Here is a 22,287-nt window from a genome sequence, read left to right as displayed (position 1 = left end):
TGTCGACGGCGCGACACCCGTGGGGCTACCGTCGGTACGGATCAGAAACGCCCGATTAGCTGGGTATGGAGGGACCGAACGGTGACCGGACGGCAAGACGAGCCCGAGTCGCCCACGGAGTCGATGTGGCAGCCGCCAATCGGGGGGCAGCAGCAGGCCGAGGGGCACGGCTACTACGGGGAGCAGAATCCTGCCGGGGCGCAGGCGGATCCATCGGGGTCCGGTCCCTACCCGGTGGAGGGCGCGCAATCCGGGCCCTACTACGTCGAACAGGGGTCGGGTCCCTATCCGGTGGAGGCACCATCCGGTCCTTACCCGGTCGACGCGGCATCCGGTCCCTACCCGGTCGAGCCGCCTTCCGGGCCGTACCCCGTCGACCCGGCATCCGGTCCCTACCCGGTGAACTCGGGCGGCTATTACGGCGACCCGTCGGTCTCGGGACCGCACCAGCAGGCAGCCGGTTACGGCGCCGCAGCTCCCGGGCCACACCAGGGTCAGGCCTACGGCGGCTACCCACAGCAGCAACAACAGCAGGCACCCGGTGCGCAGGGCAAGGGCCCGACCCAGGACCTGTCCTCGGCACGATTGCTCCGGCAGGCCAAGCGACCGCCGCAGGGCGGCTGGCGCCGGATGCTCTACAAGGCCAGCGGCCACACCGTGAACCTCGGGGAGAGCCCCGCCGAGCGCAAGCGCCGCGAGCTGATCGCCCGGATCAACCAGCCCCTGCAGGGTTGTTACAAGATCGCGATGTTGAGCCTCAAGGGTGGCGTCGGCAAGACGACCACCACGGCCACGCTCGGATCGACCTTCGCCTCGCTGCGGGGTGACCGGGTGATCGCGGTGGACGCCAACCCCGACCGGGGAACGCTGAGCCAGAAGATCCCGCTGGAGACCACCGCCACGGTCCGCCATCTGTTGCGGGACGCGCAGCGCATTCGCAAGTACAGCGATGTGCGTGCCTACACCTCGCAGGGCCCCAGCAGGCTCGAGGTGCTGGCCAGCGAACAGGATCCGGCGGTCTCCGAGGCGTTCAGCGAGGACGACTACCGACGTTCGGTGACCCTGCTCGAACACTTCTACAACGTGGTCCTCACCGACTGCGGAACCGGCCTGATGCACTCGGCGATGCGTGGCGTGCTGGACGTCGCCGATTCGCTGATCATCGTGTCGTCCGGTTCCATCGACGGGGCGCGTAGCGCTTCGGCGACGCTGGACTGGCTGGACGCGCACGGCTACCGCAACCTGGTCTCCCGCTCGGTCGCGGTGATCAACTCGGTGCGGCCGGGGTCCGGCAAGGTCGACTTGGACAAGCTCACCCAGCACTTCGCGGCCCGCTGCCGCGCGGTCTGCCGGGTTCCGTTCGACGCGCATCTCGAAGAGGGCGCGGAGATCGAATTGGACCGTCTCGCGCCGGACACCCGGCTGGGACTGCTGGAACTCGCCGCCACGGTGGCAGACGACTTCCCGCAGGCGGTCAGCCGGGCACGTACCAGCTGACCGGCCACGGTGGGCCCGCCGACCACGGGCTGATCGGCCCTGGTCAGGCGGGCGGGTTTCCCTCGTCCTGATCGGTTCCGCGTTGCTTGCGCATGCGGTCCTCCCACTGCTGTTGCGCCAGCTTGCGGAGGAACTCGGGATCATCATCGGGCGCGAGGGGTCCAGGCTGACGAGGCCTGGTCGCTCCCACCCGTTCCGATGCGAACGCACGCCACAGCAGTACGGCGACACTGAGCACGCCGATCGCCGCGAGCAGGTACAGCACGGGCGCCACCTCCTTCTCCTCCTGCGAGGTTAACCCGTCTCCGCACAGTCGCGGTCGGCCCCCACCGGCAGTGGGGGTGGAGGAGAAGGTGTGGGTTCGCGCCGCTGCCTGCTCGACCGTGCTATTCGGCGGCGTTCGGCGGCGGTCTATCGATCCGTCTCAGTGCAGCGTGACCGGCGAGCTGGCTTCGCGCGTGAGATTCGACAACAGGGCCTTCACCTCGGATTCGCGAAACCGGCGATGACCGCCGGGCGTCCGAATCGATCCGATCCGACCGGCGGTGGCCCAGCGGGTCACCGTCTTCGGGTCAACGCGGAACATCGAGGCGACTTCGCCAGGGGTCAGCAGCCGGTCGGCGGAATACTGCTCGACGTGTTGGACGGACCCAGTCACAGGTGACCTCCCCAGAATGCAGCGCCAACCGAGGCATCGGGTCGGTTCGGGTACCCGGCGGTGGGCGCTTGATGAATCCGGCGTTACCGGAACAATCCTGACAGCTCGCCCCCCAGGTACTCGAACGCTTGTGCGTAGGTAAAGGGAAGGTAAGGGACGAACTGCTCGGTTCGGACGTCGGATCTCGTGCGTTCGTCTCGTTGCGCGGCCACCCATAGGGGCGAGTCGATAGCGGTCACCGGTACGGGAGAATCCCAAAGCATGGACAGTGTGGACCGGCGGATCATCGCGGCGCTACGGGTTAACGGGCGCGCAACCTACGCGGACCTGGGCAGACAGGTGGGATTGTCCGCGTCCGCAGTCCATGAGCGGGTGGGAAAACTGGAATCCGCGGGCGTGATCACGGGCTACCACGCCGTGGTCGACCCCAGGACCGTCGGACTCGGGGTGACCGCGCTGGTGGGCATCCAGCCCAGTGATGTGGGCGACGACGAGCAGATCGCCGACGCGCTGGGGCGGCTCGCCGAGGTCGAATCCTGTTACGCGGTCGCGGGAGACGAGGCCTTCGTCGTCAAGATCAGGGTGGCGACCATGGACGACCTGGAGCGCGCCCTGGGACGACTCCGGCGGATCGAGGGGGTGGCCCGCACCAGGACCACCGTGGTGCTCTCGACTCGCTTCGAGGGCCGACCGAACGATCCCGACGAGCAATGGGCCGCCACACCCGCTCGACTCGATCCGTAGTCTCGACGACGTGAGCTCGAATGATGCTGTGGCCGGCAGGGTCACCGATGAGGCCGAAACGCCGCAGGACGCCGCGCCCGCCCGCAAGAGCAGACTCGCCGTCGATCTGACGATCTACACGGCGGCCAGATTGTTGGCGGTGGCCGTTCCGGCGGGCCTGTTGATCATGATCGACACCCCCGTGCTGGTGGCCTTCGCGGTCGCGCTGGTGCTCGGCCTCGGGTTGTCGCTGGTTCTGCTTCGACCGTTGCGGGCCAAGGTCGCGGTGGGCATCGACGAGTACACCGCGCGTCGACGTGCCGCCCGGCAGGAGCTGGAGGCTCAGCTGCGCGGCGAGGATCGGCCACGCGGCTCAAGCGCGCCCTGAAGTCGGCCCCCGAGCGCTCCGGGTCTGGTCGCCGGACCCGCGCCGAGATGGGGTAGGGATGTCGGCCGATCGGCCCCGGCGGCACCGGACCGGGTAGTACAGTGCCGCCGTGACCGTTGTCGATCGCTGTAGCCCGGTGAACCGAAGCTGGGCCAGCGAGGCGGTGCGCATCATCGAGGCGGATGCCAATCGCAGCGCGGACACCCATCTACTGCGGTACCCGCTGCCGATGGACTGGGGAATCGACCTCTATCTCAAGGACGAGTCGACCCATCCGACCGGCTCACTCAAACACCGGCTGGCCCGTTCGCTGTTCCTCTATGCGCTCTGCAACGGGTGGATCAACGCGGACACCGTCATCATCGAGGCGTCCTCGGGTTCCACCGCCGTATCGGAGGCGTATTTCGCTCGTCTGCTCGGCCTGCGTTTCATCGCGGTGATGCCGAGATCGACGAGCAGACAGAAGATCGCGCTGATCGAACGCGAGGGCGGCCGCTGTCATTTCGTCGACTCGCCGGATGCGATCTACCGCGAGGCCAGACGGCTCGCCACCGAACTCGATGGGCACTACCTGGACCAGTTCACGCACGCAGAGCGCGCCACGGACTGGCGGGGCAACAACAACATCGCCGAATCGGTGTTCGAGCAGATGGCCCTGGAGTCCCATCCCGAACCCGCCTGGATCGTGGTCGGGGCGGGCACCGGCGGTACCAGCGCGACCATCGGACGCTATATCCGCTACCGCAGGCACGACACCCGGCTGGCCGTGGTCGACCCGGAGCACTCCGTCTTCTTCGACGCCTGGCGGACCGGGAATCCGGCGCTGGTCGGCAATCGCGGTTCGATGATCGAGGGCATCGGGCGGCCCAGGGTCGAACCGTCCTTCGTCGGCCAGGTCATCGACCGGATGATCAAGGTCCCCGATGCGGCGTCGATCGCGACGATCCGGTACGTCGCCGACATCCTGGGCAGAAGGGTCGGCGGCTCGACGGGAACGAATCTCTGGGGTGCCTTCCAACTCATCGGGCAACTGCGTGCGCGGGGGCGCACCGGCAGCGTGGTGACCCTGCTGTGTGACGGCGGGGAGCGCTACGCCCACACCTATTTCGCCGACGACTGGGTTGCGGAGCAGGGCATGGATCTCGGGCCCTACACCGAGACGCTGGCCGGGTTCCACCGGTCCGGCGAATGGAGAGAGCCCGGCGGACATCCGGTGTCCCGGGACGGCGTGCAGAATTCGGGGGAACGATGAGCGGCAATTCCACGGGCAATCGTGGCATGGCAATCACGGTGATCGCCGCGCTCGCGGCGGCCGCATTAGTGGCGGGTTTCCACATATTCGCCACGTTTATGCCCACGGTATTCAGCAGCACGACGCTGCGCACCTCGGATCAGGCAACCCATGAGCGCTATACCTCGGTGCGGATCACGACTGAGGGCGTCATCGTCCCGATCTATCACTGGGCAGGCGGCGAATTCTACCTGTCGGCGGACGAGGACGGCGCCGGGAAGCGCAGCCTCAACTGCATGGTCCGGCCCGAGGACGAATCCGATTCGGAATGGATCAGCCTGGAATATCAGCCGGAGCACCGCGGCACGCTCGTCTACCGGGGAACGCCGAGTGTGTCCGCGCCAGCCCAGGTGAGTTGTGTCAATGATAATCGCGAGAACGTATTCATCTACACCGGTGCCGACATGGATCGGGCCGCCGCCGTGCATGACCGGTGGTGGACGCCCATGGTTGTCTTGCAGTCGTTCGGCGCGGCGATCCTCGTATTCGCCGTCGGCGCCTTGATCGGCCGGGCCAGGGGCCGGTCCAATCAGTAAGAGCTGATCAAGCTCTGTCCAGACCATGCGTCAGGCCTGCGGCGATCCATGATCGCTGCAGGCCGCAGGCTTGGGTCACCTGGTCGGAACACGGTTTGCGCACCCTCATGGACCGAAATCGATATGGGTGGAACCGGTCCTATCCCGGTTGCGTCCGAGCAGGAGGGACACACGCGCATTCGGGGGCGTTGAGGAGCCTTCAAGAGGTGAATGGTGGGGAAGAATGAGTGACGAGGTCGAAGTAGCCGTCGACGAGCTACACAATTATGCCGGGAGCCTGGAAGGACTCCAGGGTGGGATCGACGCAATTCGGAATTACATGTACGAACAGGGCTGCAACAAGGACGGATTCACCGGCCTGTTGACCTTGCTGCACCCGGCCGTCGACCTGGTCGGCGATCTGTTTAACGAGACGCTTAATTTCGGTCAGGATCGCTTATCCGGCACCGCAGAGGGAATCCAGCGCAATGCGGAGACCTATAGCGAGGCGGAAGCGAAGATCGAGGGACTGTTCAGCCAGATCCTGAGCACGATCTCCAATGTCAGAGATGGCGTGGAAAGCGGTGTCGCCGCTGTTCCGCAACCGGTGATGGAGGCAGGCGGCCAAGCCTGGAACTCGCACGTCGAGAACAGTGCCGCTAGGCGCAACGGAGGGGCGGCCTGATGTCGTACGAGGATGCGGGCGCGGTCATCGAGGCTCTCCAGCCGCCGGAGCAGCCGGGCGGCGAGTCCATCGAGGCGATGGTTCAGGAGGCGGGCTGGCAGGTTCAGGCCGTCGACTGGGTGTTCACCCAGGTCACCGGCGAGAGCATCGTCGAGAAGGTGATCATGCCGATCACCGGTGACTTCAACCGGATCGCCATGAACGGCGAGGCCTGGCGCACCGTGGGCAGCGCCATCGGGACCCTCGGCGACACCATGCAGAACAACGTCGGCTCGATTCGCGAATCCTGGAACGGCAACGCGGCCGTCCAACACGAGGCGTTCATCCGCACCGTGTGGGCCGGTGGGTTGTTCGTCGAAGCACAGCTGGCGAACCTGGTCGCGATGGCCTTCGACAAGGTCGCCGAGGGCTCGCAGATGCTGTGCGGCAAGGCCCTCGACCTGCTCAAGTGGCTCGTCGACAAGCTGATCGACGCGATCTCCAAGATCTGGATCCCGGCTTACGGCTGGGTGAAGGCCGCGCAGCTGGTCTGGGACGCCTATCAGCTCTACACCAAGATCATGGGCATCATCGAGGCCGTCAAGGCGATCATCGAGTCCGCTCAGTCGATCATGGACTCGGTGCAGAGCGTCGGCTCGCAGTTGGCCCAGATCAAGGACGTCCGCAGCGTCGACGACGCGATCGCCCTGGCCACCGGCATCGCGGGCGACGTGCAGAACATCGCCGAGCAGGGCAACTCGATCCGGGACAACGCCTCGCAGATCAGCAGCGACGTCAACGCCGCGACCGGTCATGCCGCCGATGTCGCCCAGGGCACCAGGGATCTGCCCGGCAACCTGCGCGACGGTTGGAACGAGACACGGGACAACTGGCCGGAACAGCAGCAGCGCTTGCGGGACGCCCCGGGCGACGCCTGGAACGCGACCCGCGACGGGGTGCGCGACGGCGCCCAGAACGCGTGGAACTCGACGCGGGACGGTGCGCAGGACGCCTGGAACTCGGTTCGGGACGGCTCGGCCGCGCAGAACGCCTGGAACGCCACCCGCGACGGGGTGACCAACTACGCGCAGGACCAGTACCAGGAGCGGGTCGGTCAGCACATCGACGCGGCCCGCGACGCACCCGGTGCCATCCGCGACGGCTACCAGAACGCCACCAACGCGGCCTCCTCCGGCTGGGACGCGGCCTCCAACGCGGCGAGCAACCCGGGCGGGGCGGCCTCGCAGGCCTGGAACTCCGGTACCAACGCGGCAGGTGAGTGGGCCGGAGTCAACGACCACCGGGAGAACCTGAGCGAGGCGGGTTCCAACGTGCGAGACACCTGGAACACCATTCGCGGCCGGTAGGCAGTCGGGTCGGTGCACCGTTCGTTTGAGGGAAGGTGATCAGTCGTGACATCCCAGTTCGACCCGGAGGCGTGGAAGACACCCCAGGTCAGAGCCGCCGAGGCCAAGATGGCCAGCTCGATGAGCCAGGCGAAGGAATTGCTGAAGGAGTTGGAGAAGCTCAAGCCACCACCGCCGGTGGGCATCTCCGAGGCCGACGTCGCTCAGTTGGCCGAGGCGGCGAAGAAGGCCGATGCTCCCGCCGAACTGCGGGAATTGGCCAAGAAGGTGGACGGCGGCGCGCTGAGCTGGCGCGACGTGCTGGAGGGCAAGGCCTACGACGACCCGGACGTCCGCAGGGCCTTGACCGCGCAGCTCGGTGAGGCCCGCGAGTTGTTCCAACAGTTCGAAGAGGGCTACACCCTCGACGACGTGATCGAGGCGCGTCGGGCAGCCGAGGAGAGCCAGGACGAGGACGGCAGCGGAACCACGTTCCTGCGCTGACCTCGCAGGGCGGGTACTCGCCGGCTTCTCACGACTTCGGGGCAGGCGGTGCGGGCTTGGGCACCCGCGCCGCCTGCCCGGCGTCGGAACCGATCAGGCCAGGGCCAGGGCCACTCCGGTCGCGGCCGACCAGATCAACATGGTCAACCCGGTCTGTTGGAGTGCGGTGATCAATCGCTTGCCCGTGGCCCCGCCGAGCACGGTCCGCAGCGCGGGCACCGCGAGCGGGACCGCGAGGAAGCCCAACAGCGCCCAGCTGTTGCGGAAACCGATCAGGGCCGTGATCAGGAACGGGACCGTCATCAGTGCCAGGTAGAGGTTTCTGGTGTCGCGGTCTCCTAAAAGCACCGCGAGGGTCCGCTTCCCGGTGACCGCGTCCTCCTTGATGTCACGCAGGTTGTTGGTCACCAACACGGCGCTGGAGAACGCACCCACCGCCACCGCCGCGCCGATGTCCACACCGCTGACCCGGCCTGCTTGGAGGAAGACGGTGCCCAACACGGCGACCAGCCCGAAGAAGACGAAGACGGCGACCTCGCCGAAGCCCGCGTAGCCGTAGGGCCGCTTGCCGCCGGTGTAGAACCAGGCCGCGGCCACACACACCAGTCCGACCGGTGCCAGCCACCATTGCTGGGACAGCACGGTCAGCGCCACCCCGATCGCCACGGCGATGCTCAGACTCACGATGGCAGCGATCAACACCTGCTTCGGCTTCGCCACTCCGGAGCCCACCAGCCGCAGCGGACCGGTTCGAACGGCGTCAGTCCCTCGGATTCCGTCCGAGTAGTCGTTGGCGTAGTTGACCCCGACGATCAGCGAGATCGACAGGCACAGCGCGCCGAGCGCCATCCACCATACGAACTCGCCGAGCCCGATGGCTGCCCCGGTGCCCACCAATACCGGAGACACGGCGTTGGGCAGGGTCTTCGGCCGGGCTCCCTCAATCCACTGTGCGACTGTCGCCATGGCCTCATCCTCTGCCATCGGCCGGGCCGGTCCTAGAGCAAGGGCCGCTTCGCCGGGTCTCGGTTCGGTAGCCGAGGCGTTCGCCACACCTCGCCGTGAGATCGATTCCGACCGTGGCCGGGCGGGTGTGCCGCGATCAACCTTGTTGCTCGGCCGACAGCAGGCTGCGGACGGCCCGCCGATCCACCTTGCCGGGTCCGCGCAACGGCAGTTCCGAGGCGAGTCGATAGCTCTTGGGCGCCGCCACGGCCCCGAGCTTCTCGCGCACGGCCGCCCGCAACCCCTCCTCCGCAGGCGGACGGGCGGGATCGGTGGGGACCACGAGTGCTGCGACCACCGCGCCCCATTCCGGGTCCGGCAGCCCCACCACGCAGGCCTCCGCGACGCCCGGCTGAGCGGTGAGCACCTGCTCCACCAGCTGCGGGGCGACCTTGGCGCCACCGGTGTTGATCAGCTCATCGGTTCGCCCGATGATGTGCAGCACACCCTGTTCGTCCATCTCGCCGAAGTCGCCGGTCTGGAACCAGCCGTGGGCGAACGACGCCTCGCTCTGCTCGGGATCGAGTCGGTATCCCAGGGCCAGCATCGGCCCGGACAAGCCGACGGGCGCCGCGACCCCGACCCGATCCGGGCGGAACCGCACCCCGTCCAGCGGGTGACCGTCGTACACACAACCCCCGGCGGTCTCGCTCATGCCGTAGGTGGTGCGGACGTTGACCCCGGCCGCGCGGGCCGCGGCAAGCAGCGATGGCGGGGTGGCGGCACCGCCGCAGAGCACCGCATCGAAGCGACACAGTTCCGCCAGGCCAGGACCGTTCTCGGCGACGAGCCGGGACAGCTGGGTCGGCACCAGCGAGGTGTAGCACCGATCACCGTCGGCGAGGGTCTCGCGGGCCGCCGCCGCGAACAGATCGGTTCGAAAGCCCGCCGCAGAGTCCAACAACACCGGTTGTCTGCCCGCCAACAGTGATCGGGTCAGCACCTGCAGACCGGCGATATGCCGCGCGGGCAGGGCCAACAGCCACCGACCCGGCCCGCCGAGCCGCTGGTGGGTCGCGGTGGCGGAGGCACGCAGGGAAGCCGCGCTGAGCAGCACGCCCTTGGGGGTTCCGGTCGAGCCGGAGGTGGGGACGATCAGCGCCACCGAATCGTCTTCCAACGGTTCTTCCGGACGCAGGGCGGCCACGAGCCGCGCCCGCTCGGCTTCGGGCTCGGCGGGCAGCGGCAGCAGTGCGGGACCGTCGTCCAATGCCCGCGCGAGTGCCCGGGTCACCAGGTCGGATGTCTGCGCGGTGTGGTCGGTATCCAGGGTCACAAGCCGTTTTCGCCTCACCGCTGGCTAGCCTAGGCGGGTGACCGATCCCGCGCACTCCTCCATCGAACTCGCCTGTGACTGGCGTTCCGTCGGCGATTACCGGGATATCCGGTATGAGGTCGCCGAGGGCATCGCGAAGATCACCATCAACCGACCCGAGGTACGCAACGCGTTCCGCCCGCAGACCCTCTTCGAGCTCTCCGATGCGTTCAACCGCGCCAGGGATGACGACGAGATCGGCGTCATCGTGCTCACCGGACAGGGGGATCTCGCCTTCTGCTCCGGCGGCGATCAGCGCATCCGGGGCGATGACGGCTACATCGGCGACGACGACGTGGCCAACCGGGGTATCGGCAGGCTCAACGTCCTCGACCTGCAGGTGCAGATCCGCCGCACTCCCAAGCCGGTCATCGCCATGGTCGCCGGGTACGCGGTCGGCGGCGGGCACGTCCTGCACATCGTCTGCGACCTGACCATCGCCGCCGACAACGCCCGCTTCGGCCAGACCGGTCCGAAGGTCGGTTCCTTCGACGGCGGTTACGGTTCCGGCCTGCTGGCCAGGATCGTGGGCCAGAAGAAGTCCAGGGAGATCTGGTACCTCTGCAAGCAGTACGACGCTGCGGAGGCCGAGGAGATGGGCCTGGTCAACACGGTCGTGCCGTTGGCGCAGCTGGAGCGGGAGACGGTGAGCTGGGCACGGCAGATGCTGCAGCACTCGCCGCTGGCGCTGCGGATGCTCAAGGCCTCGCACAACGCCGTCGACGACGGCCTGGCGGGTGTCCAGCAGCTCGCGGGCGATTCGACCATGTTGTTCTACATGACCGAGGAAGCCCAGGAAGGCCGCAACGCCTACCGGGAGAAGCGCACCCCCGACTTCGGCCAGTTCCCGAAACGGCCGTGAACCCCGCCACCGCGCAGGCGCGGGTGATCGTCGACGAGCTGATCCGACACGGGCTGCGGATCGCCGTGCTGTGTCCCGGCTCGCGCAACGCCCCGTTCTCGCTGGCGCTGTTCGAGGCGGCGCAGCAGGGCAGCCTTGAGCTGCACGTTCGGATCGACGAGCGGGGCGCCGGTTTCCTGGCACTCGGCGCCGCGAAGGCGGCAGGCCTGCCGGTCGCGGTGTTCTGCACCTCGGGGACGGCTGCGGCGAATCTGCACCCGGCGGTGGCCGAGGCGGATCGATCCGGGGTGGGCCTGCTGGTCCTCACCTCGGACCGGCCGCCGGAGCTGCGGGCCTCGGGCGCCAACCAGGTGATCGATCAGCATCGACTGTTCGGCTCGGCGCTGCGTTGGTTCGACGAGGTGGCCGTCGCCGAGAACAGGCCGGGGCAGCAGGCCTATTGGCGTAGTCGGGTGAGTCGTGCCTGGCAGGCAGCCGAGGGCATGGCAGCGGGGGCCGGGCCGGTGCAGCTCAACATCGGTCTGCGGGAACCCCTGCTGCCCGATGGCGAGACCGACTGGTGCGAGTCCCTGGACGGCAGGCCCGACGGCGGCGGCTGGCTGAGCAGGGAGCCCGCAGCAGCGGGTCGGCCGCTGCGGCCGGACACGGCACGTGGTCTGGTTCTGCTGGCCGAGCCGGATGCCTCGGTGGACATCGACCGCATCGCGGCGTGGGCGCACCGCAACGGTTGGCCACTGCTCGCCGAGACCGGCGGGGTCGGACCGATCGGTGCCGCCGGGTTGACCGGCGGGATGCACCTGCTCGCCGACCGGGACTTCCTCGCCGCGCATCGGCCGGAGCAGGTGCTCTGCGTGGGACGTCCCACGGTGTTCCGCCAGGTACAGGCACTATTGGCCGATCCGGCGATCGAGGTGCTGTTGATCGGGGCACCCGACTCGACGACCCCGGCCAACAACGTCCGCGCGGTGGGCACGGCGGTGCAGGATTGCGCCGCACCCGCCGACCCGGAGTGGCTGGCGGCCTGGCAGGCCGCCGATCACGCGGTGACCGGCGCGGTGGCCGAGGTGCTCGCCCAGCAGGCCGGGCCGACCGGGCTGGCCGTGGCCGCCGAGGTGATCGACGGCCTGCCGCCCGAGACCTTGCTCGTGGTTGGCTCATCGAATCCCACCCGGGATATCGCGCTCAGCGCCAGGACCAGGCCCGATGTGCGGGTGCTGCGCAACAGGGGGGCCGCGGGGATCGACGGCACCGTCTCGACGGCCGTCGGCGCGGCCCTTGCGGTGTCGAACGCGGTGGCCTCACCCGGCGACGGCGAAGCCGCGTCCACGCGACCCGGTTACGCCCTGCTCGGCGATCTGACCTTCCTGCACGACCTCAACGGGCTGCTCATCGGCCCGCCGGAACGCAGGCCCGACCTGACCATCGTGGTGTGCAACGACGATGGCGGCGGCATCTTCGAGCTGCTGGAACAGGGCGCGCCGGAACACCGCGACTCCTTCGAGCGGGTCTTCGGCACCCCGCATGGCGCCGCGCTGGAGTCGTTGTGCGCGGGCTATGGCGTCGAGTACACCCTCGCGGCGTCCGGCGCCGAGCTGCGGCAGGCGCTACTGCCGCGTCCGGGGCTGCGGGTCGTCGAGGTCTGGACCGAACGGGCCGACCTGCGCGCGGTGCACGCGCGACTGCGAGACCGGGTGCGGACCGCACTGCGCGAACTGACCTGAGGTTCCGGGCGGTGGGAACCGGCGTGTTGCTCCGTTCGGTGGATTGGCGCTAGACCCCGCACCGCCGTGCCGCATCATGAATGGCGGACACGGAGGGTGCGGGGTCGAATATTGACAGTGACGAACGTGGTCGAACAGTTGCGCCGGGCGCATGCCCTGGTAGCCGAGGCGCGGGCTGCCGCGGTCCGGGCGGAGATCGCCATCGGTGAGGGCGGCGAGATCTTCGACGGTGCTACTCGGGGGTCGATCTGGCCGCAGGTAGTCCAGATGCGCAGGCTGAGCCACGACGCGGGCGATGACGTCCGGTTGGCGAATGCGGCCTTGGGCGAGGCTTTAGACATCATCGACGGCTATTGCCGCTCGATCGCGGGTCACGGCATCGCGGGGGTGGTGACGGGGGCCGATCAGGTCGAGGGGGCGTCGAGTGGACCGGCGGGGGAGCGGGCAGGTCGGACTCCAGATGCGGAGTTGATCGCAGAGCGAGTACAAGCGGGCGTAGTCATCAGGCCCGGGAGCGTCGACCGTATAAGTCGGCTGCCGGACGGACGAACTGTCTGGGCGGAGCGCGGAAGTTCGAATGGCGGAGTGGAACACATTCTCAGCAAGCGTCGTATCGAGGACTTCGCCAACGTCGGCGTTCCGAAAGATCGAATGCTCGATCTGGTTTTTGCTGCACTCGAACGCGGCACCGTAGTTGGATACAGTGGTATCGATCGTCCGGTATACGAGGTGGTATTTGAGGGCGAAAGGCGCCGCGTGGCCATCACGGTCACGGATACTGGTCTGATTGTCGGTGCTCATCCGATCTCGCTGAAGAGGAAGCTTCGTACCCATCGTTATAGGAGTTGAAATTGTCTCGTTCTATTGTGGTGTATTTGTTGGCTGGCTGGCGGGAGGATCCGTTCTTTTACTATCCCGAGCAGGGGGAGCGTTGGTATAATCATTCGATCGAGGAGGCTGGGGAGGATCTTCAGTTGCCAGCCGGATTGGTTGCTGATCTGACGGCGTGGGATGACGAGTACCAGGCGACCTACGATCCCTCGGGCAATCGCGGCTTGGAGTCCGGTTTTTCTTCTCCTGAGGTGGAGGAGGCGTGGCGTGAGCGGGGAAAGGTGCTGGCCGCGCGTATCAAGGCGGAGTCTACGGTGGTCGCCAGCGTGGACTATCAGGCGAACGGAGTGATAGAAGAAGGTAGTTGCGTCTTCTAAGTTTTTATGTGAATGATCCTGGGTGAAGGCTGACTTTATTCTCAGGGGTCGAATTGTGGTGTCATTGTTGGCGGGCTGGCAGGAATATCCGTTTTATGGCGATGATCCGGAAGAATATAATTGGTCGGTTTAGGAGGTTGGGGATTGCCTGCGTTTCGCCCATCGCCTCCGGTGTTAGTCGCACCCATAGCGATGGGATCGCCTTGCCGCGATGCAGGGAGTGGGCAGCAGGTTGGTTTAAAATATGCAGCTTCCCGTGGGAATGATCCCCGCAGCCCGATAATCCACGCTCGCGACTACCGGAGACTCCGCCTTGATTCGCGCCGCCAACACCTTGCCCCGCTCAAGCTACGGCTCCTCTGCCTCAGGCGAAAAGAAACCGGACTCCAACCCACCAGAACCGAACGGATCATAGGTTGCCTGATACTGGCCATCCCACGCCGTCAGATCAGCAACCTGATCGACAGGTAGATAACGCCGCCACCCCGGATCTCAGGGCGTTTCCAGGGCGTCGCGGATCGGCAGCATCTTCGCGGCGGCCTCCCGCACCTCGGCGTCGGGATCGGAGTCCACGACGATGCCGCAGCCTGCGAACAGTCGGACCCGCGAGCCCTCGACCTGGGCGCAGCGCAGCGCGATGCCCAGTTCGCCGTCGCCGTCGGCATCGATCCAACCGACCGGCCCGGAGTAGCGTCCCCGATCCATCGCCTCCAACTCGGCGATGACGGCGACCGCGTCGGGCGTCGGGGTGCCACCGACCGCCGCGGTGGGGTGCACGGCGTGGATGAGCCGCAACAGCGCGCCGGGGCCGGTCGCCTCGGCCGGGTCGAGCCTGCCGGTGACATCGCTGGCGAGATGGGTCACGTTCGGCAACTGCAGGACCCTCGGCTGGGTCGGGACGTCGAGCGTGGTGCAGAAGGGCCGCAGCGTGTCGGCCAGCGAGAGCACCGCGAAGCCGTGCTCGCTGAGGTTCTTGGCGGAGTCCAGGCTCGATCCGGCCGAATCCGCGCCGCCGGAACCGGGCCACGCGGTACCCGCCAACACCCGGGATTGCACGGTCGCGCCGGTCTTGCGCAACAACAGTTCCGGGGTCGCCCCGACCAGCCCGTCCACCGCGAAGGTCCAGCAATTCGGGTAGCGGGCGGCGAGATTGCGCAGCAGGAAACGCTGGTCCAGGGCGGTGTCGGTCTCGGCGATCAGGTCGTGGGCGAGCACGACCTTCTCCAGCTCGCCAGCCCGCATCCGCCGGACCGCCTCGGTCACCGCCTTGCGATAACCGGTGACCGGGAGGTGCCCTTCCGAATAGCGCGTGACCCGCACCCGGCGCACCGGTTCGACGATCGAACCCTCTGGTTCGTCGCCGGCCCGATACAGCTCGGTGCGCCAGACGACACCGTCGCGCTTGCCGACCACGACCTTGGGCACCACCAGTACCGAGGCGCCCGGTTGATCGGCGAAGGCCATGCTGACGAAGGCGACCAGACCGGTGCCGGGCAGCCCGATGTCGTCGGCGACCTCGGTGTTGGCGACCAGATCACGCCACCACTGCTCCGCCTCGGCGAACCGATCGGCACCGCCGAGATCGAGTCGGACGGCCTCCCCCCAGCCGACCACGCCTTCTCCATCGTGCATCCAGGAGAACACCGGTTCGGGGGTGGGGAGCAACGACAGCAGATCTACGTCCGGAGACGCTGCCACTGTGCGTGCCCGCAGCCTGCCCACAAGAGTCTGACGGGAGGCGGTATTCACTCGTTGAGGGTAAGAGGGGCGGTAGGCGGGCTGCTAGTCGGCACGGACACATCACATGGATGAGCGAACCCCGGCTCGACACCTTCTCTGGATCGCCCCGGCGAACTCCGGCGACGGCTAGAGTGCGCTGTCGTGTCGGAGTCGAGGAGATCCGGGCGCGGTGGTCGTTGGGCTGGTTGGTCTCGACTCTCCCGGCCCCGTCGGTGGACCACGATCGCGCTGTTCGGTGTCGGATTATTGGTCACCATCATGAGCGCGCTGTTGGTGTCCGGTGCTCGGGTGAGCGATGCCCGAATCGAGGGCGACCTCGGCGAGACCACCGCCGAAGTGCTCTCTGTCACCTTCCCCAGGACGCTGATCAGGTACAACACCCCGGAAGGTGCGGTGCACAGCCCGCAGACCGGCGTGCTCTATCCGGCGGGCCTCGAAGAGGAAGACCTCGTGCGTGTCGAGTACGACCGCGAGGAACCCGACCTGGTGCGGGTGGCGGGTCGGGGATTCGAACTCACGTTGCTGCCGACCGCGATGGTCCTCGTGTCGACCTGGGCGGTGCTGCTCACCGTCATCTGGTTGATCTGCCGCCGGGGCAGGGCGACCTCGGCACACTCGGTCCACCGTCCGGTTCGCGACCCTTCCTCGACCGATGAGCAACGCTCGTCCGCCGACTGACCTCGGCGGGCTTCCGCAGGCCGCCGTCCGGCTCGCGTCGGCGTGGCTACGGCTAAGTCGGCGCGGTCGGGTCAGCGAGGGCGACACTCACCCTGCGTGAGCGCCGAGCAGGCTCGCCCGCAGCTCGGGATGCCGATCCGAGGCGCAGGCCAGCAGGGTCCCCCGGCCGGTCTCCCGGCCCTCGGCATCCGCGATGCACCCACCGGCTTCGCGGACGAGCATCGGCAGCGGCGCCCACCAGTGCGCCGAGGGCGGCGCGGCGATGACCACCGCATCGGCTCGGCCGGTGGCCAGCAGGGCCGTCTTGTACGGCACGCCCCCGATGTCCTCCGGCCACAGCACCCGCTGCTGGGTCGCGGTGGAGTTCCGCGTGATGCGGGCGGGCACCGCCGTCTCGGGGGTGAACCGTTCGCCCGCCAGCAGTAGGGCGCCTCTGCCCCGGCCGGCGTAGAGCAACTCCTGCTGCATCGGCATCACCAGGGCCGCCGCGAGGATTCCGTGCTCGTCTCGGCAGGTCAACGCGCTGGTGAACAGGGGGATTCCGCCGGAGAAGAACGGCATGCCGTCCAGCGGATCGATGAGCCAGCGGCGACCCGGCGCAGCCACATCGGCTCGATCGCGCGCGCCGAGGATGCCGTCCTGTGGGGCCAGCGCTCGGATTCGGCCGCGAACCGCATCCTCGACGACATGGTCCACAGTGGACCTGCCATCCTCGGCGATCGCCGAGGCCCGACGACGGTCGCCGTGGAACAACTCCGCGACGAGCAGGCCTGCGTGCTGGGCCAGTTCCGCCACCGTGGCCAGAAGATCGAGGTCTGCGGGCGGGGCGTCGATCGTCGTTTCAGTCACGATCTAGAGACGGTCGAAAGGGCGGCCGGGTTGTGACCATCGAAGTCGAATCGATGTGACAGCAAAGACCCCAAGGCGGCACTCAGGTGTAACATCAGTGGCAAGGATCACGTCCGAGGAGGTGCGCGGTGACGCTCGCCCAACCCGCCGACACAGCGGCTCTCGAACAGGATTTCCAGTCCCTGGTCGAATCCGAGAGCCGTGTCGAGCCACGCGACTGGATGCCGGATGCCTATCGCGCCACCCTGATCAGACAGATCGCCCAACACGCCCACTCCGAGATCATCGGCATGCAGCCGGAGGGCGTGTGGATCTCGAAGGCGCCCACACTGCGCCGGAAATCGGTGCTGCTGGCCAAGGTTCAGGACGAGGCGGGCCACGGGCTGTACCTCTACGCCGCCGCCGAGACGCTCGGAGTCGACCGCGCGGAACTCACCGAGAACCTCATCGAGGGCAGGCAGAAGTACTCCTCGATCTTCAACTACCCGACGCTGTCCTTCGCCGATGTCGGCGTGATCGGCTGGCTGGTCGACGGCGCGGCGATCTGCAACCAGGTGCCGCTGTGTCGCGCCTCCTACGGGCCCTATGCCCGGGCGATGATCCGCATCTGCAAGGAGGAGTCCTTCCATCAGCGGCAGGGCTACGAACTGCTGATGACCATGATGGGCGGCAGCCGGATGCAGCGGGATTCCGTGCAGGACGCGGTGAATCGCTGGTGGTGGCCGTCGCTGATGATGTTCGGCCCGCCGGAGGGCGCCTCGCCCAATACCGCGCGTTCGATGGCCTGGCGCATCAAACGGCACACCAATGACGAACTCCGCCAGCGTTTCGTCGATATGACCGTGCCGCAGGCCGACCGGCTCGGCGTCGAGCTGCCGGACCCAGAACTGCGGTGGAACGCCGACCGGGGCGCCCACGATTTCGGCACCCCGAACTGGGACGAGCTGTACGAGGTGGTGCGTGGTCGCGGGCCGTGCAACGCGGAACGGATCGCCCACCGACGCCGTGCCCATCGAGAAGGCGATTGGGTTCGGGAGGCGGCCACCGCGCACGCGGCCAAACGCGCGTCCGGTACCGCCAAGGTCGTTCGAGGGGCGCCGTGATGACCGAGCCCGACAGGTCGAATGAGGCAACCGCCGCCGCCCCGCAGCAACCCCGGGCGCACTGGCCGCTCTTCGAGGTCTTCCTACGGGGCAAGCGGGGTCTCAACCACGTGCACGTCGGTTCGCTGCATGCCCCGGATGCCGATCTGGCCCTGCGCAATGCCCGGGATCTCTACACCCGGCGCAACGAGGGCGTGAGCATCTGGGTGGTGCCCGCCGCCGCTGTCACCGCCTCCAGCCCGGACGAGAAGGACTCGTTCTTCGAGCCCAGCGGCGACAAGATCTACCGACACCCCACCTTCTATGCGATCCCGGGTGACGTTCCCCACCTGTGACGCGGGCCGGTGGCCAGGAGAGGGAGGTGCCGATGTCTTTCGACAATGCCTACGAGGCGCTGGCCGAGGAGCACGACGACCAACGCTGGGCCTTCGGAACCGGCTTCGACGACCCACACGCCAGGGTCGATCGCGCGCTGCCCACCGAGGTGGACGCGGCCGACCTCGCCCGGTACTGCCTGATGCTGGGCGACGACGCCCTCATCCTGGCCCAGCGGCTCGCCGAATGGTGTTCGCGGGGGCCCGAGCTGGAGGAGGACGTCGCGATCGCCAACATCGCGCTCGACCTGCTCGGCCAGGCGCGCCTGTTGTTGACCAGGGCGGGGGAGGCGGAGGGCGCCGGGCGTACCGAGGACACCCTGGCCTACCTGCGGGACGCGGCCCAGTTCCGCAACGTCGGCCTGGTGGAGATCGACTGCGGTCCCGGCCCGGGCGGCGACTTCGCCGTGACGATGGTGCGGCTGCTGGTCTTCTCCAGCTGGCGGCTGGCGTGTCTGCGCTCGCTGATCGACTCCTCGGACCCGGTGTTGGCCGCCGTGGCCGCCAAAGGCGTCAAGGAACTCGGCTATCACCGGGATCACGCCGCGCAATGGGTCGTTCGGCTCGGCGACGGTACGCGCGAGTCGGCCGAGCGGACCGCACGCGGGATCGAACGGCTGCTGCCCTGGTTGGGAGAGCTGTTCACCTCGCATCCGGTGGAGCGGTCGCTTGCCTCGGTGGGAGTCGCGGTGGAACCCGAGCGGTTGCGCGGGGAGGTCGTCGACGCCTTGAGTCAGGTGTTGGCCGCCGGGGACCTGGATGAGTGGATCGCGCCGGTCACAGCGGCGATCGAGACGGGCCCGATCGAGAACCGAGGCCGCTGGGGCGAGCACACCCCGGCGTTGACCGAGCTGCTCGCCGAGATGCAAGAGCTCGCCAGGGCCGATCCGGCGGCGGTGTGGTGATGATCGTGCCGACGCCGCAACGGATTCGCGAGGTCGCCGCCGAGGTCGTCGACCCGGAACTCCCCTTCCTCACCCTGGCCGATCTCGGAGTCTTACGCGAGGTCGCCGTCGACACGGCGGGGCGGGTGTCGGTGACGATCACGCCCACCTACTCGGGTTGCCCGGCGCTGGTGGAGATGCGCGCGGCCCTGCGAGACGCCCTGGCCGACGCGGGTTGTGTCTCGGTGGAGATCCGGACGGTGCTCAGCCCGGCGTGGACCACCGACTGGATCAGCGATCGGGGGCGACAGGCCCTGCTTACCAACGGCATCGCGCCGCCGCGAGCCGTGGGCCCGGCGGCGCGGGAGGCCGCCCGAGGCGGTCCGGTGCCGCTGCAATTGACGCCGCCGCCCGCGCTGGTCCGCTGTCCGCAGTGCGCATCGACGAACACCGAGGAGCTGTCCCGATTCGGGGCGACGGCCTGCCGTGCGTTGCGGCGTTGCCTCGACTGTCGGGAGCCCTTCGAACAGGTCAAGGAGATCTAGTGGCAGCCGAAGCGGTGTCGGGTGGACCGGACGGGACTATGCGGGCCGAGTCGTCGGGCTCGGCGCAGCCTGCCCGATCGGTTCGCCGCCCGACGCCGAGCACCCTGACCATCAGCCGAATCGAACGACTGTGTGCCGATGCGGTCGCCGTCTCCTTCGACGTCGAACCGGCGGACGCCGAGGACTTCGCGTTCCAGCCGGGCCAGTACCTCACGATCCGCTGGTCCGGTGCCGAGGTCCGGGTTCTCGATCGACAGACGGAACTCGGCTCGGGGTCGTCGACCGGCGGCGAGGAACGTCGCTCGTACTCGATCTGTGCTGCGCAGGGCGAGGCGCCCCGTATCGGGGTGCGTCGGGTCGACGGCGGTGCCTGTTCGGCCTGGTTGGTCGATGTCGCCAAGGTGGGGGACCGGGTCTCGGTGCTGCCGCCGGAGGGTCGGTTCACTCCTGATCTGGAGCAGGTGGCGCAGCACGGCTTCATCGCGGCCGGTTCGGGGATCACACCGGTGTTGTCGATCCTGTCCAGCCTGCTGGCCCGGCCCGGCAGGCGCGCCACCCTGCTGTACGGCAATCGCAGTGGCGACACGGTGATGTTCGCCGAGGAGCTGGCCGACCTGAAGGATCGTTATCCCGATCGGCTCCAGGTGATCCACCTGTTCAGCCGGGAGCCAAGCTCGGTCGAGTTGTTCTCCGGCCGCTTGGATCAGGATCGACTGCGCAGGCTGCTCACCTCTTTGGTGCCCACCGTCGACATCGATCACTGGTGGTTGTGCGGCCCGGTCGGCCTGGTCTCCGACGCGCAGACGGTTCTCGGTGAACTCGGGGTTCCCGGACAGCGGGTGCACCGCGAGTTGTTCTATGTGGCCGAACCGCCGCCCGCACCCCGGCGAGGGGACACGGGCGACGGCCAATCCTCGGCCACGGCCGACCAGATGAGTCGGGTCACGGTGATCCTCGACGGTCGCAGCACCACCATGACCCTGCCCCGGGACCGGCCGATTCTGGATTCGGCACAGCGCAACCGCGCCGATCTGCCCTTCGCCTGTCGGGGCGGGGTCTGCGGAACCTGCCGGGCATACGTGGCCACCGGCGAGGCCCGGATGCGGCGGAACTACGCACTGGAACCGGCGGAGGTCGAGGCGGGATTCGTGCTCACGTGCCAGGCGGAACCGGTGGGTGCCGAACTCGTGGTCGACTTCGACACCCCCTTCGGTGCCGAGCGGGTTAGCGGAACCACAGCTGAGTGAGCAGGAACCACGACAGCTCGGCCTTCAACTGCCGGGAGAACGGCAGCGGCTCGCCGTATTCGCTGCCGTCGGAACCGGCGTCGCCGACCTCCTTGAGCACGTGGTTCACCTCGAACAGGGTGGAATCGGTCGCATGACCGGCCGGGCGCTGCGCTAAGCCGTCCCGCACGTGCTCGACATCGGTGCAGGAGACCTGGATATCGGCGGTGGCGCAGGCCAGGAACACCGAGGTGTGCTCGGGCAGTCGGGCGGCCAGTTCCTTGGGATCGTGCTGATCGACCGTGTGCAGGAACTTCTCGACCCCCGGATTGAACAGGGCGGCGAGCTCCGGCGGGACCGAGTCGGGCAGCCTGCCGTGCTCCCGGAGGGACACGGTGATCTCCGCGGCCGAGGCGAGGAGCGAGTCGGCCAGTTCTCGGGGGAGCAGACCGGCTTCGACCTGCGCGTTCAGCTGGGCGGTGAGTTGGTTCTCAATGATGGTCAGGTAGCGCAGGCTCGCGGGAGTGAGCAGACCCAACGCGGCGATCGGTGGCACCTCGCCGGTCTCGTCGGTCGCCAGCACCGAGCCGATCAGCCCGCCCTCGCTGTGCCCGGTGACCATCAACCGGTCGCGGTCGATGCCGGGCTGGTCGGCGAGGAAGTTCAGGCCGGTGGCGGCGTGTTGGACGAACACATCGAAGTCGACGCGGCTCGGGTCGTCGGCGTACGGGCCCATGCCGGTCTCGCCGCTGCCGAGTTTGTCGTAGCGCAGCGTGGCGATCCCGTTGGCGGCCAGGGTGTCGGCCAGGAATCGCAGCGTGCCGATGTCGCCGGGCATCGTGGCGCTGTTGCCATCGCGGTCGGTCGGTCCGCTGCCCGCGATGAGCAGTGCGGCGGGCATCGACCGGGTCTGGTGGGCGGGCAGCCGCAGGCTGCCGTGGAGTTCGGTGCCGTCGGCGGCGGTGAAGGTCACGTCCTTGTCGGTGCCGTGGCCGCCGGCGGCCGCCGGGGAATCGGAGGCGGCGCTTGCTGTTGCGGTGCTGGTCAGGACGAGCATCGCGGCCATCAGCACGCCGATCGCGCGGGTCCCTCGGTTGGACGCTTTCGGGTTGTCCTGCGGATCGCGGTGTGCCGACCCCGGTCGATGAGTTCGCATCGTCGACCCCTCCCTGTTCGCCGGTGTCCGTCGCG

General features: G+C 68.1%; 25 protein-coding genes. 18 read left to right on the top strand and 7 right to left on the bottom strand.

The window, feature by feature from the left end; genetic code table 11:
* The first annotated feature begins 81 nt into the window (after nucleotides 1-81).
* The gene (locus tag BKA25_RS24745) at nucleotides 82-1,497 is read left to right on the top strand and encodes a MinD/ParA family ATP-binding protein (RefSeq protein WP_069846263.1); all 1,416 of its coding nucleotides are present in this window, start codon (nucleotides 82-84) and stop codon (nucleotides 1,495-1,497) included.
* A gap of 43 nt (nucleotides 1,498-1,540) precedes the next feature.
* On the opposite strand, the gene BKA25_RS24740 is transcribed toward BKA25_RS24745, so the two are convergent.
* Together BKA25_RS24740 and BKA25_RS24735 are read right to left on the bottom strand one after the other, a co-directional pair.
* Entirely contained in the window at nucleotides 1,541-1,762 is a 222-nt protein-coding gene (locus BKA25_RS24740; RefSeq protein ID WP_069853200.1) for a hypothetical protein, read from the bottom strand.
* A 159-nt stretch (nucleotides 1,763-1,921) separates the two neighbouring features.
* Nucleotides 1,922-2,155, bottom strand: a complete 234-nt coding sequence (locus BKA25_RS24735) for a BldC family transcriptional regulator (protein WP_069846264.1) — start codon at nucleotides 2,153-2,155, stop codon at nucleotides 1,922-1,924.
* A 261-nt stretch (nucleotides 2,156-2,416) separates the two neighbouring features.
* On the opposite strand from BKA25_RS24735, the gene BKA25_RS24730 reads away from it, so the two are divergent.
* The 7 genes from BKA25_RS24730 (at nucleotide 2,417) to BKA25_RS24700 (ending at nucleotide 7,586) form a co-directional block, all read left to right on the top strand.
* The gene (locus BKA25_RS24730) at nucleotides 2,417-2,899 is read left to right on the top strand and encodes an Lrp/AsnC family transcriptional regulator (RefSeq protein ID WP_069846266.1); all 483 of its coding nucleotides are present in this window, start codon (nucleotides 2,417-2,419) and stop codon (nucleotides 2,897-2,899) included.
* A gap of 10 nt (nucleotides 2,900-2,909) precedes the next feature.
* Nucleotides 2,910-3,266 (top strand): DUF4229 domain-containing protein, encoded by a 357-nt coding sequence (locus tag BKA25_RS24725; protein ID WP_236750461.1) that lies wholly within the window; start codon nucleotides 2,910-2,912, stop codon nucleotides 3,264-3,266.
* Between the two features lie 109 nt (nucleotides 3,267-3,375).
* On the top strand, nucleotides 3,376-4,518 hold the full coding sequence (gene cds1 / locus BKA25_RS24720; RefSeq protein ID WP_069846268.1) for an L-cysteine desulfhydrase Cds1: 1,143 nt from the start codon (nucleotides 3,376-3,378) through the stop codon (nucleotides 4,516-4,518).
* Entirely contained in the window at nucleotides 4,515-5,093 is a 579-nt protein-coding gene (locus BKA25_RS24715; RefSeq protein WP_157420911.1) for a hypothetical protein, read from the top strand. The genes cds1 and BKA25_RS24715 overlap by 4 nt, the downstream gene beginning before the upstream one ends.
* A 223-nt stretch (nucleotides 5,094-5,316) precedes the next feature.
* The gene (locus BKA25_RS24710) at nucleotides 5,317-5,757 is read left to right on the top strand and encodes a hypothetical protein (RefSeq protein ID WP_157420912.1); all 441 of its coding nucleotides are present in this window, start codon (nucleotides 5,317-5,319) and stop codon (nucleotides 5,755-5,757) included.
* Nucleotides 5,757-7,103 carry a hypothetical protein gene (locus BKA25_RS24705; protein WP_069846273.1) on the top strand — a complete coding sequence of 449 codons (1,347 nt, stop codon included), beginning with the start codon at nucleotides 5,757-5,759 and terminating at the stop codon, nucleotides 7,101-7,103. The genes BKA25_RS24710 and BKA25_RS24705 overlap by 1 nt, the downstream gene beginning before the upstream one ends.
* A 45-nt stretch (nucleotides 7,104-7,148) precedes the next feature.
* Complete coding sequence (locus BKA25_RS24700) at nucleotides 7,149-7,586, top strand: hypothetical protein (RefSeq protein WP_084642441.1); 438 nt, start codon at nucleotides 7,149-7,151, stop codon at nucleotides 7,584-7,586.
* A gap of 93 nt (nucleotides 7,587-7,679) precedes the next feature.
* Here BKA25_RS24700 and BKA25_RS24695 read toward each other — a convergent pair whose 3' ends face one another.
* Together BKA25_RS24695 and menE are read right to left on the bottom strand one after the other, a co-directional pair.
* Nucleotides 7,680-8,552, bottom strand: a complete 873-nt coding sequence (locus tag BKA25_RS24695; protein WP_069846274.1) for a 1,4-dihydroxy-2-naphthoate polyprenyltransferase — start codon at nucleotides 8,550-8,552, stop codon at nucleotides 7,680-7,682.
* A gap of 136 nt (nucleotides 8,553-8,688) precedes the next feature.
* The gene (gene menE, locus BKA25_RS24690) at nucleotides 8,689-9,867 is read right to left on the bottom strand and encodes an o-succinylbenzoate--CoA ligase (protein ID WP_069846280.1); all 1,179 of its coding nucleotides are present in this window, start codon (nucleotides 9,865-9,867) and stop codon (nucleotides 8,689-8,691) included.
* A gap of 37 nt (nucleotides 9,868-9,904) precedes the next feature.
* Between menE and menB the strand changes: the two genes are divergently transcribed.
* The 4 genes from menB to BKA25_RS24670 all read left to right on the top strand — a co-directional run bounded on the left by menB (nucleotide 9,905) and on the right by BKA25_RS24670 (nucleotide 13,697).
* Entirely contained in the window at nucleotides 9,905-10,768 is an 864-nt protein-coding gene (gene menB / locus BKA25_RS24685) for a 1,4-dihydroxy-2-naphthoyl-CoA synthase (protein ID WP_084642444.1), read from the top strand.
* Nucleotides 10,765-12,489: a 2-succinyl-5-enolpyruvyl-6-hydroxy-3-cyclohexene-1-carboxylic-acid synthase gene (gene menD / locus BKA25_RS24680; protein WP_069846281.1), complete on the top strand. Its 1,725-nt coding sequence runs from the start codon at nucleotides 10,765-10,767 to the stop codon at nucleotides 12,487-12,489. The genes menB and menD overlap by 4 nt, the downstream gene beginning before the upstream one ends.
* A gap of 117 nt (nucleotides 12,490-12,606) precedes the next feature.
* Nucleotides 12,607-13,338 (top strand): hypothetical protein, encoded by a 732-nt coding sequence (locus BKA25_RS24675; RefSeq protein ID WP_157420913.1) that lies wholly within the window; start codon nucleotides 12,607-12,609, stop codon nucleotides 13,336-13,338.
* A complete protein-coding gene (locus BKA25_RS24670; protein ID WP_157420914.1) occupies nucleotides 13,335-13,697 on the top strand; it encodes an immunity protein CdiI family protein in 363 nt (120 codons plus the stop codon). Before BKA25_RS24675 ends, BKA25_RS24670 begins: the two co-directional genes overlap by 4 nt.
* A 492-nt stretch (nucleotides 13,698-14,189) precedes the next feature.
* On the opposite strand, the gene BKA25_RS24665 is transcribed toward BKA25_RS24670, so the two are convergent.
* Nucleotides 14,190-15,446 carry an isochorismate synthase gene (locus BKA25_RS24665; protein ID WP_236750462.1) on the bottom strand — a complete coding sequence of 419 codons (1,257 nt, stop codon included), beginning with the start codon at nucleotides 15,444-15,446 and terminating at the stop codon, nucleotides 14,190-14,192.
* A gap of 132 nt (nucleotides 15,447-15,578) precedes the next feature.
* Between BKA25_RS24665 and BKA25_RS24660 the strand changes: the two genes are divergently transcribed.
* Nucleotides 15,579-16,115 carry a DUF3592 domain-containing protein gene (locus tag BKA25_RS24660; RefSeq protein ID WP_184285104.1) on the top strand — a complete coding sequence of 179 codons (537 nt, stop codon included), beginning with the start codon at nucleotides 15,579-15,581 and terminating at the stop codon, nucleotides 16,113-16,115.
* Nucleotides 16,116-16,202: 87 nt separating this feature from the next.
* Here the strand turns inward: BKA25_RS24660 and BKA25_RS24655 are convergent, their stop codons facing one another.
* Entirely contained in the window at nucleotides 16,203-16,964 is a 762-nt protein-coding gene (locus BKA25_RS24655) for an inositol monophosphatase family protein (protein ID WP_069846286.1), read from the bottom strand.
* A 182-nt stretch (nucleotides 16,965-17,146) separates the two neighbouring features.
* Here BKA25_RS24655 and paaA point away from each other — a divergent pair, with 182 nt between their 5' ends.
* From paaA to BKA25_RS24630, 5 genes are read left to right on the top strand one after another with little or no spacing between them, the layout of a single operon-like run.
* A complete protein-coding gene (gene paaA / locus BKA25_RS24650; RefSeq protein WP_221313683.1) occupies nucleotides 17,147-18,067 on the top strand; it encodes a 1,2-phenylacetyl-CoA epoxidase subunit PaaA in 921 nt (306 codons plus the stop codon).
* Nucleotides 18,067-18,402 carry a 1,2-phenylacetyl-CoA epoxidase subunit PaaB gene (gene paaB / locus BKA25_RS24645; RefSeq protein WP_069846289.1) on the top strand — a complete coding sequence of 112 codons (336 nt, stop codon included), beginning with the start codon at nucleotides 18,067-18,069 and terminating at the stop codon, nucleotides 18,400-18,402. The genes paaA and paaB overlap by 1 nt, the downstream gene beginning before the upstream one ends.
* 32 nt (nucleotides 18,403-18,434) lie before the next feature.
* The gene (paaC, locus tag BKA25_RS24640) at nucleotides 18,435-19,346 is read left to right on the top strand and encodes a 1,2-phenylacetyl-CoA epoxidase subunit PaaC (protein WP_069853206.1); all 912 of its coding nucleotides are present in this window, start codon (nucleotides 18,435-18,437) and stop codon (nucleotides 19,344-19,346) included.
* Between the two features lie 2 nt (nucleotides 19,347-19,348).
* A complete protein-coding gene (gene paaD / locus BKA25_RS24635; RefSeq protein ID WP_375791895.1) occupies nucleotides 19,349-19,870 on the top strand; it encodes a 1,2-phenylacetyl-CoA epoxidase subunit PaaD in 522 nt (173 codons plus the stop codon).
* A 38-nt stretch (nucleotides 19,871-19,908) separates the two neighbouring features.
* Entirely contained in the window at nucleotides 19,909-21,117 is a 1,209-nt protein-coding gene (locus BKA25_RS24630; RefSeq protein WP_069853208.1) for a 2Fe-2S iron-sulfur cluster-binding protein, read from the top strand.
* On the opposite strand, the gene BKA25_RS24625 is transcribed toward BKA25_RS24630, so the two are convergent.
* A complete protein-coding gene (locus BKA25_RS24625) occupies nucleotides 21,095-22,252 on the bottom strand; it encodes an alpha/beta hydrolase (protein ID WP_216637778.1) in 1,158 nt (385 codons plus the stop codon). The genes BKA25_RS24630 and BKA25_RS24625 overlap by 23 nt on opposite strands.
* Nucleotides 22,253-22,287 lie beyond the last annotated feature (35 nt).

Source organism: Actinoalloteichus hymeniacidonis, from assembly GCF_014203365.1.
Classification (GTDB): Bacteria; Actinomycetota; Actinomycetes; order Mycobacteriales; family Pseudonocardiaceae; genus Actinoalloteichus_A; species Actinoalloteichus_A hymeniacidonis.
The sequence above is the reverse complement of the archived record's forward strand: the minus strand, read 5'-3'. Positions and strand labels throughout refer to the sequence as shown.

Excerpts from the sequence above, each read along its gene's own strand:
- BKA25_RS24695 (WP_069846274.1), bottom strand. The coding sequence starts at position 8,552 with ATGGCGACAGTCGCACAGTGGATTGAGGGAGCCCGGCCGAAGACCCTG.
- BKA25_RS24730 (WP_069846266.1), top strand. The coding sequence starts at position 2,417 with ATGGACAGTGTGGACCGGCGGATCATCGCGGCGCTACGGGTTAACGGG.
- paaB (WP_069846289.1), top strand. The coding sequence starts at position 18,067 with ATGACCGAGCCCGACAGGTCGAATGAGGCAACCGCCGCCGCCCCGCAG.
- BKA25_RS24705 (WP_069846273.1), top strand. The coding sequence starts at position 5,757 with ATGTCGTACGAGGATGCGGGCGCGGTCATCGAGGCTCTCCAGCCGCCG.
- BKA25_RS24715 (WP_157420911.1), top strand. The coding sequence starts at position 4,515 with ATGAGCGGCAATTCCACGGGCAATCGTGGCATGGCAATCACGGTGATC.
- paaC (WP_069853206.1), top strand. The coding sequence starts at position 18,435 with ATGTCTTTCGACAATGCCTACGAGGCGCTGGCCGAGGAGCACGACGAC.
- BKA25_RS24710 (WP_157420912.1), top strand. The coding sequence starts at position 5,317 with ATGAGTGACGAGGTCGAAGTAGCCGTCGACGAGCTACACAATTATGCC.
- BKA25_RS24625 (WP_216637778.1), bottom strand. The coding sequence starts at position 22,252 with ATGCGAACTCATCGACCGGGGTCGGCACACCGCGATCCGCAGGACAAC.
- BKA25_RS24630 (WP_069853208.1), top strand. The coding sequence starts at position 19,909 with ATGCGGGCCGAGTCGTCGGGCTCGGCGCAGCCTGCCCGATCGGTTCGC.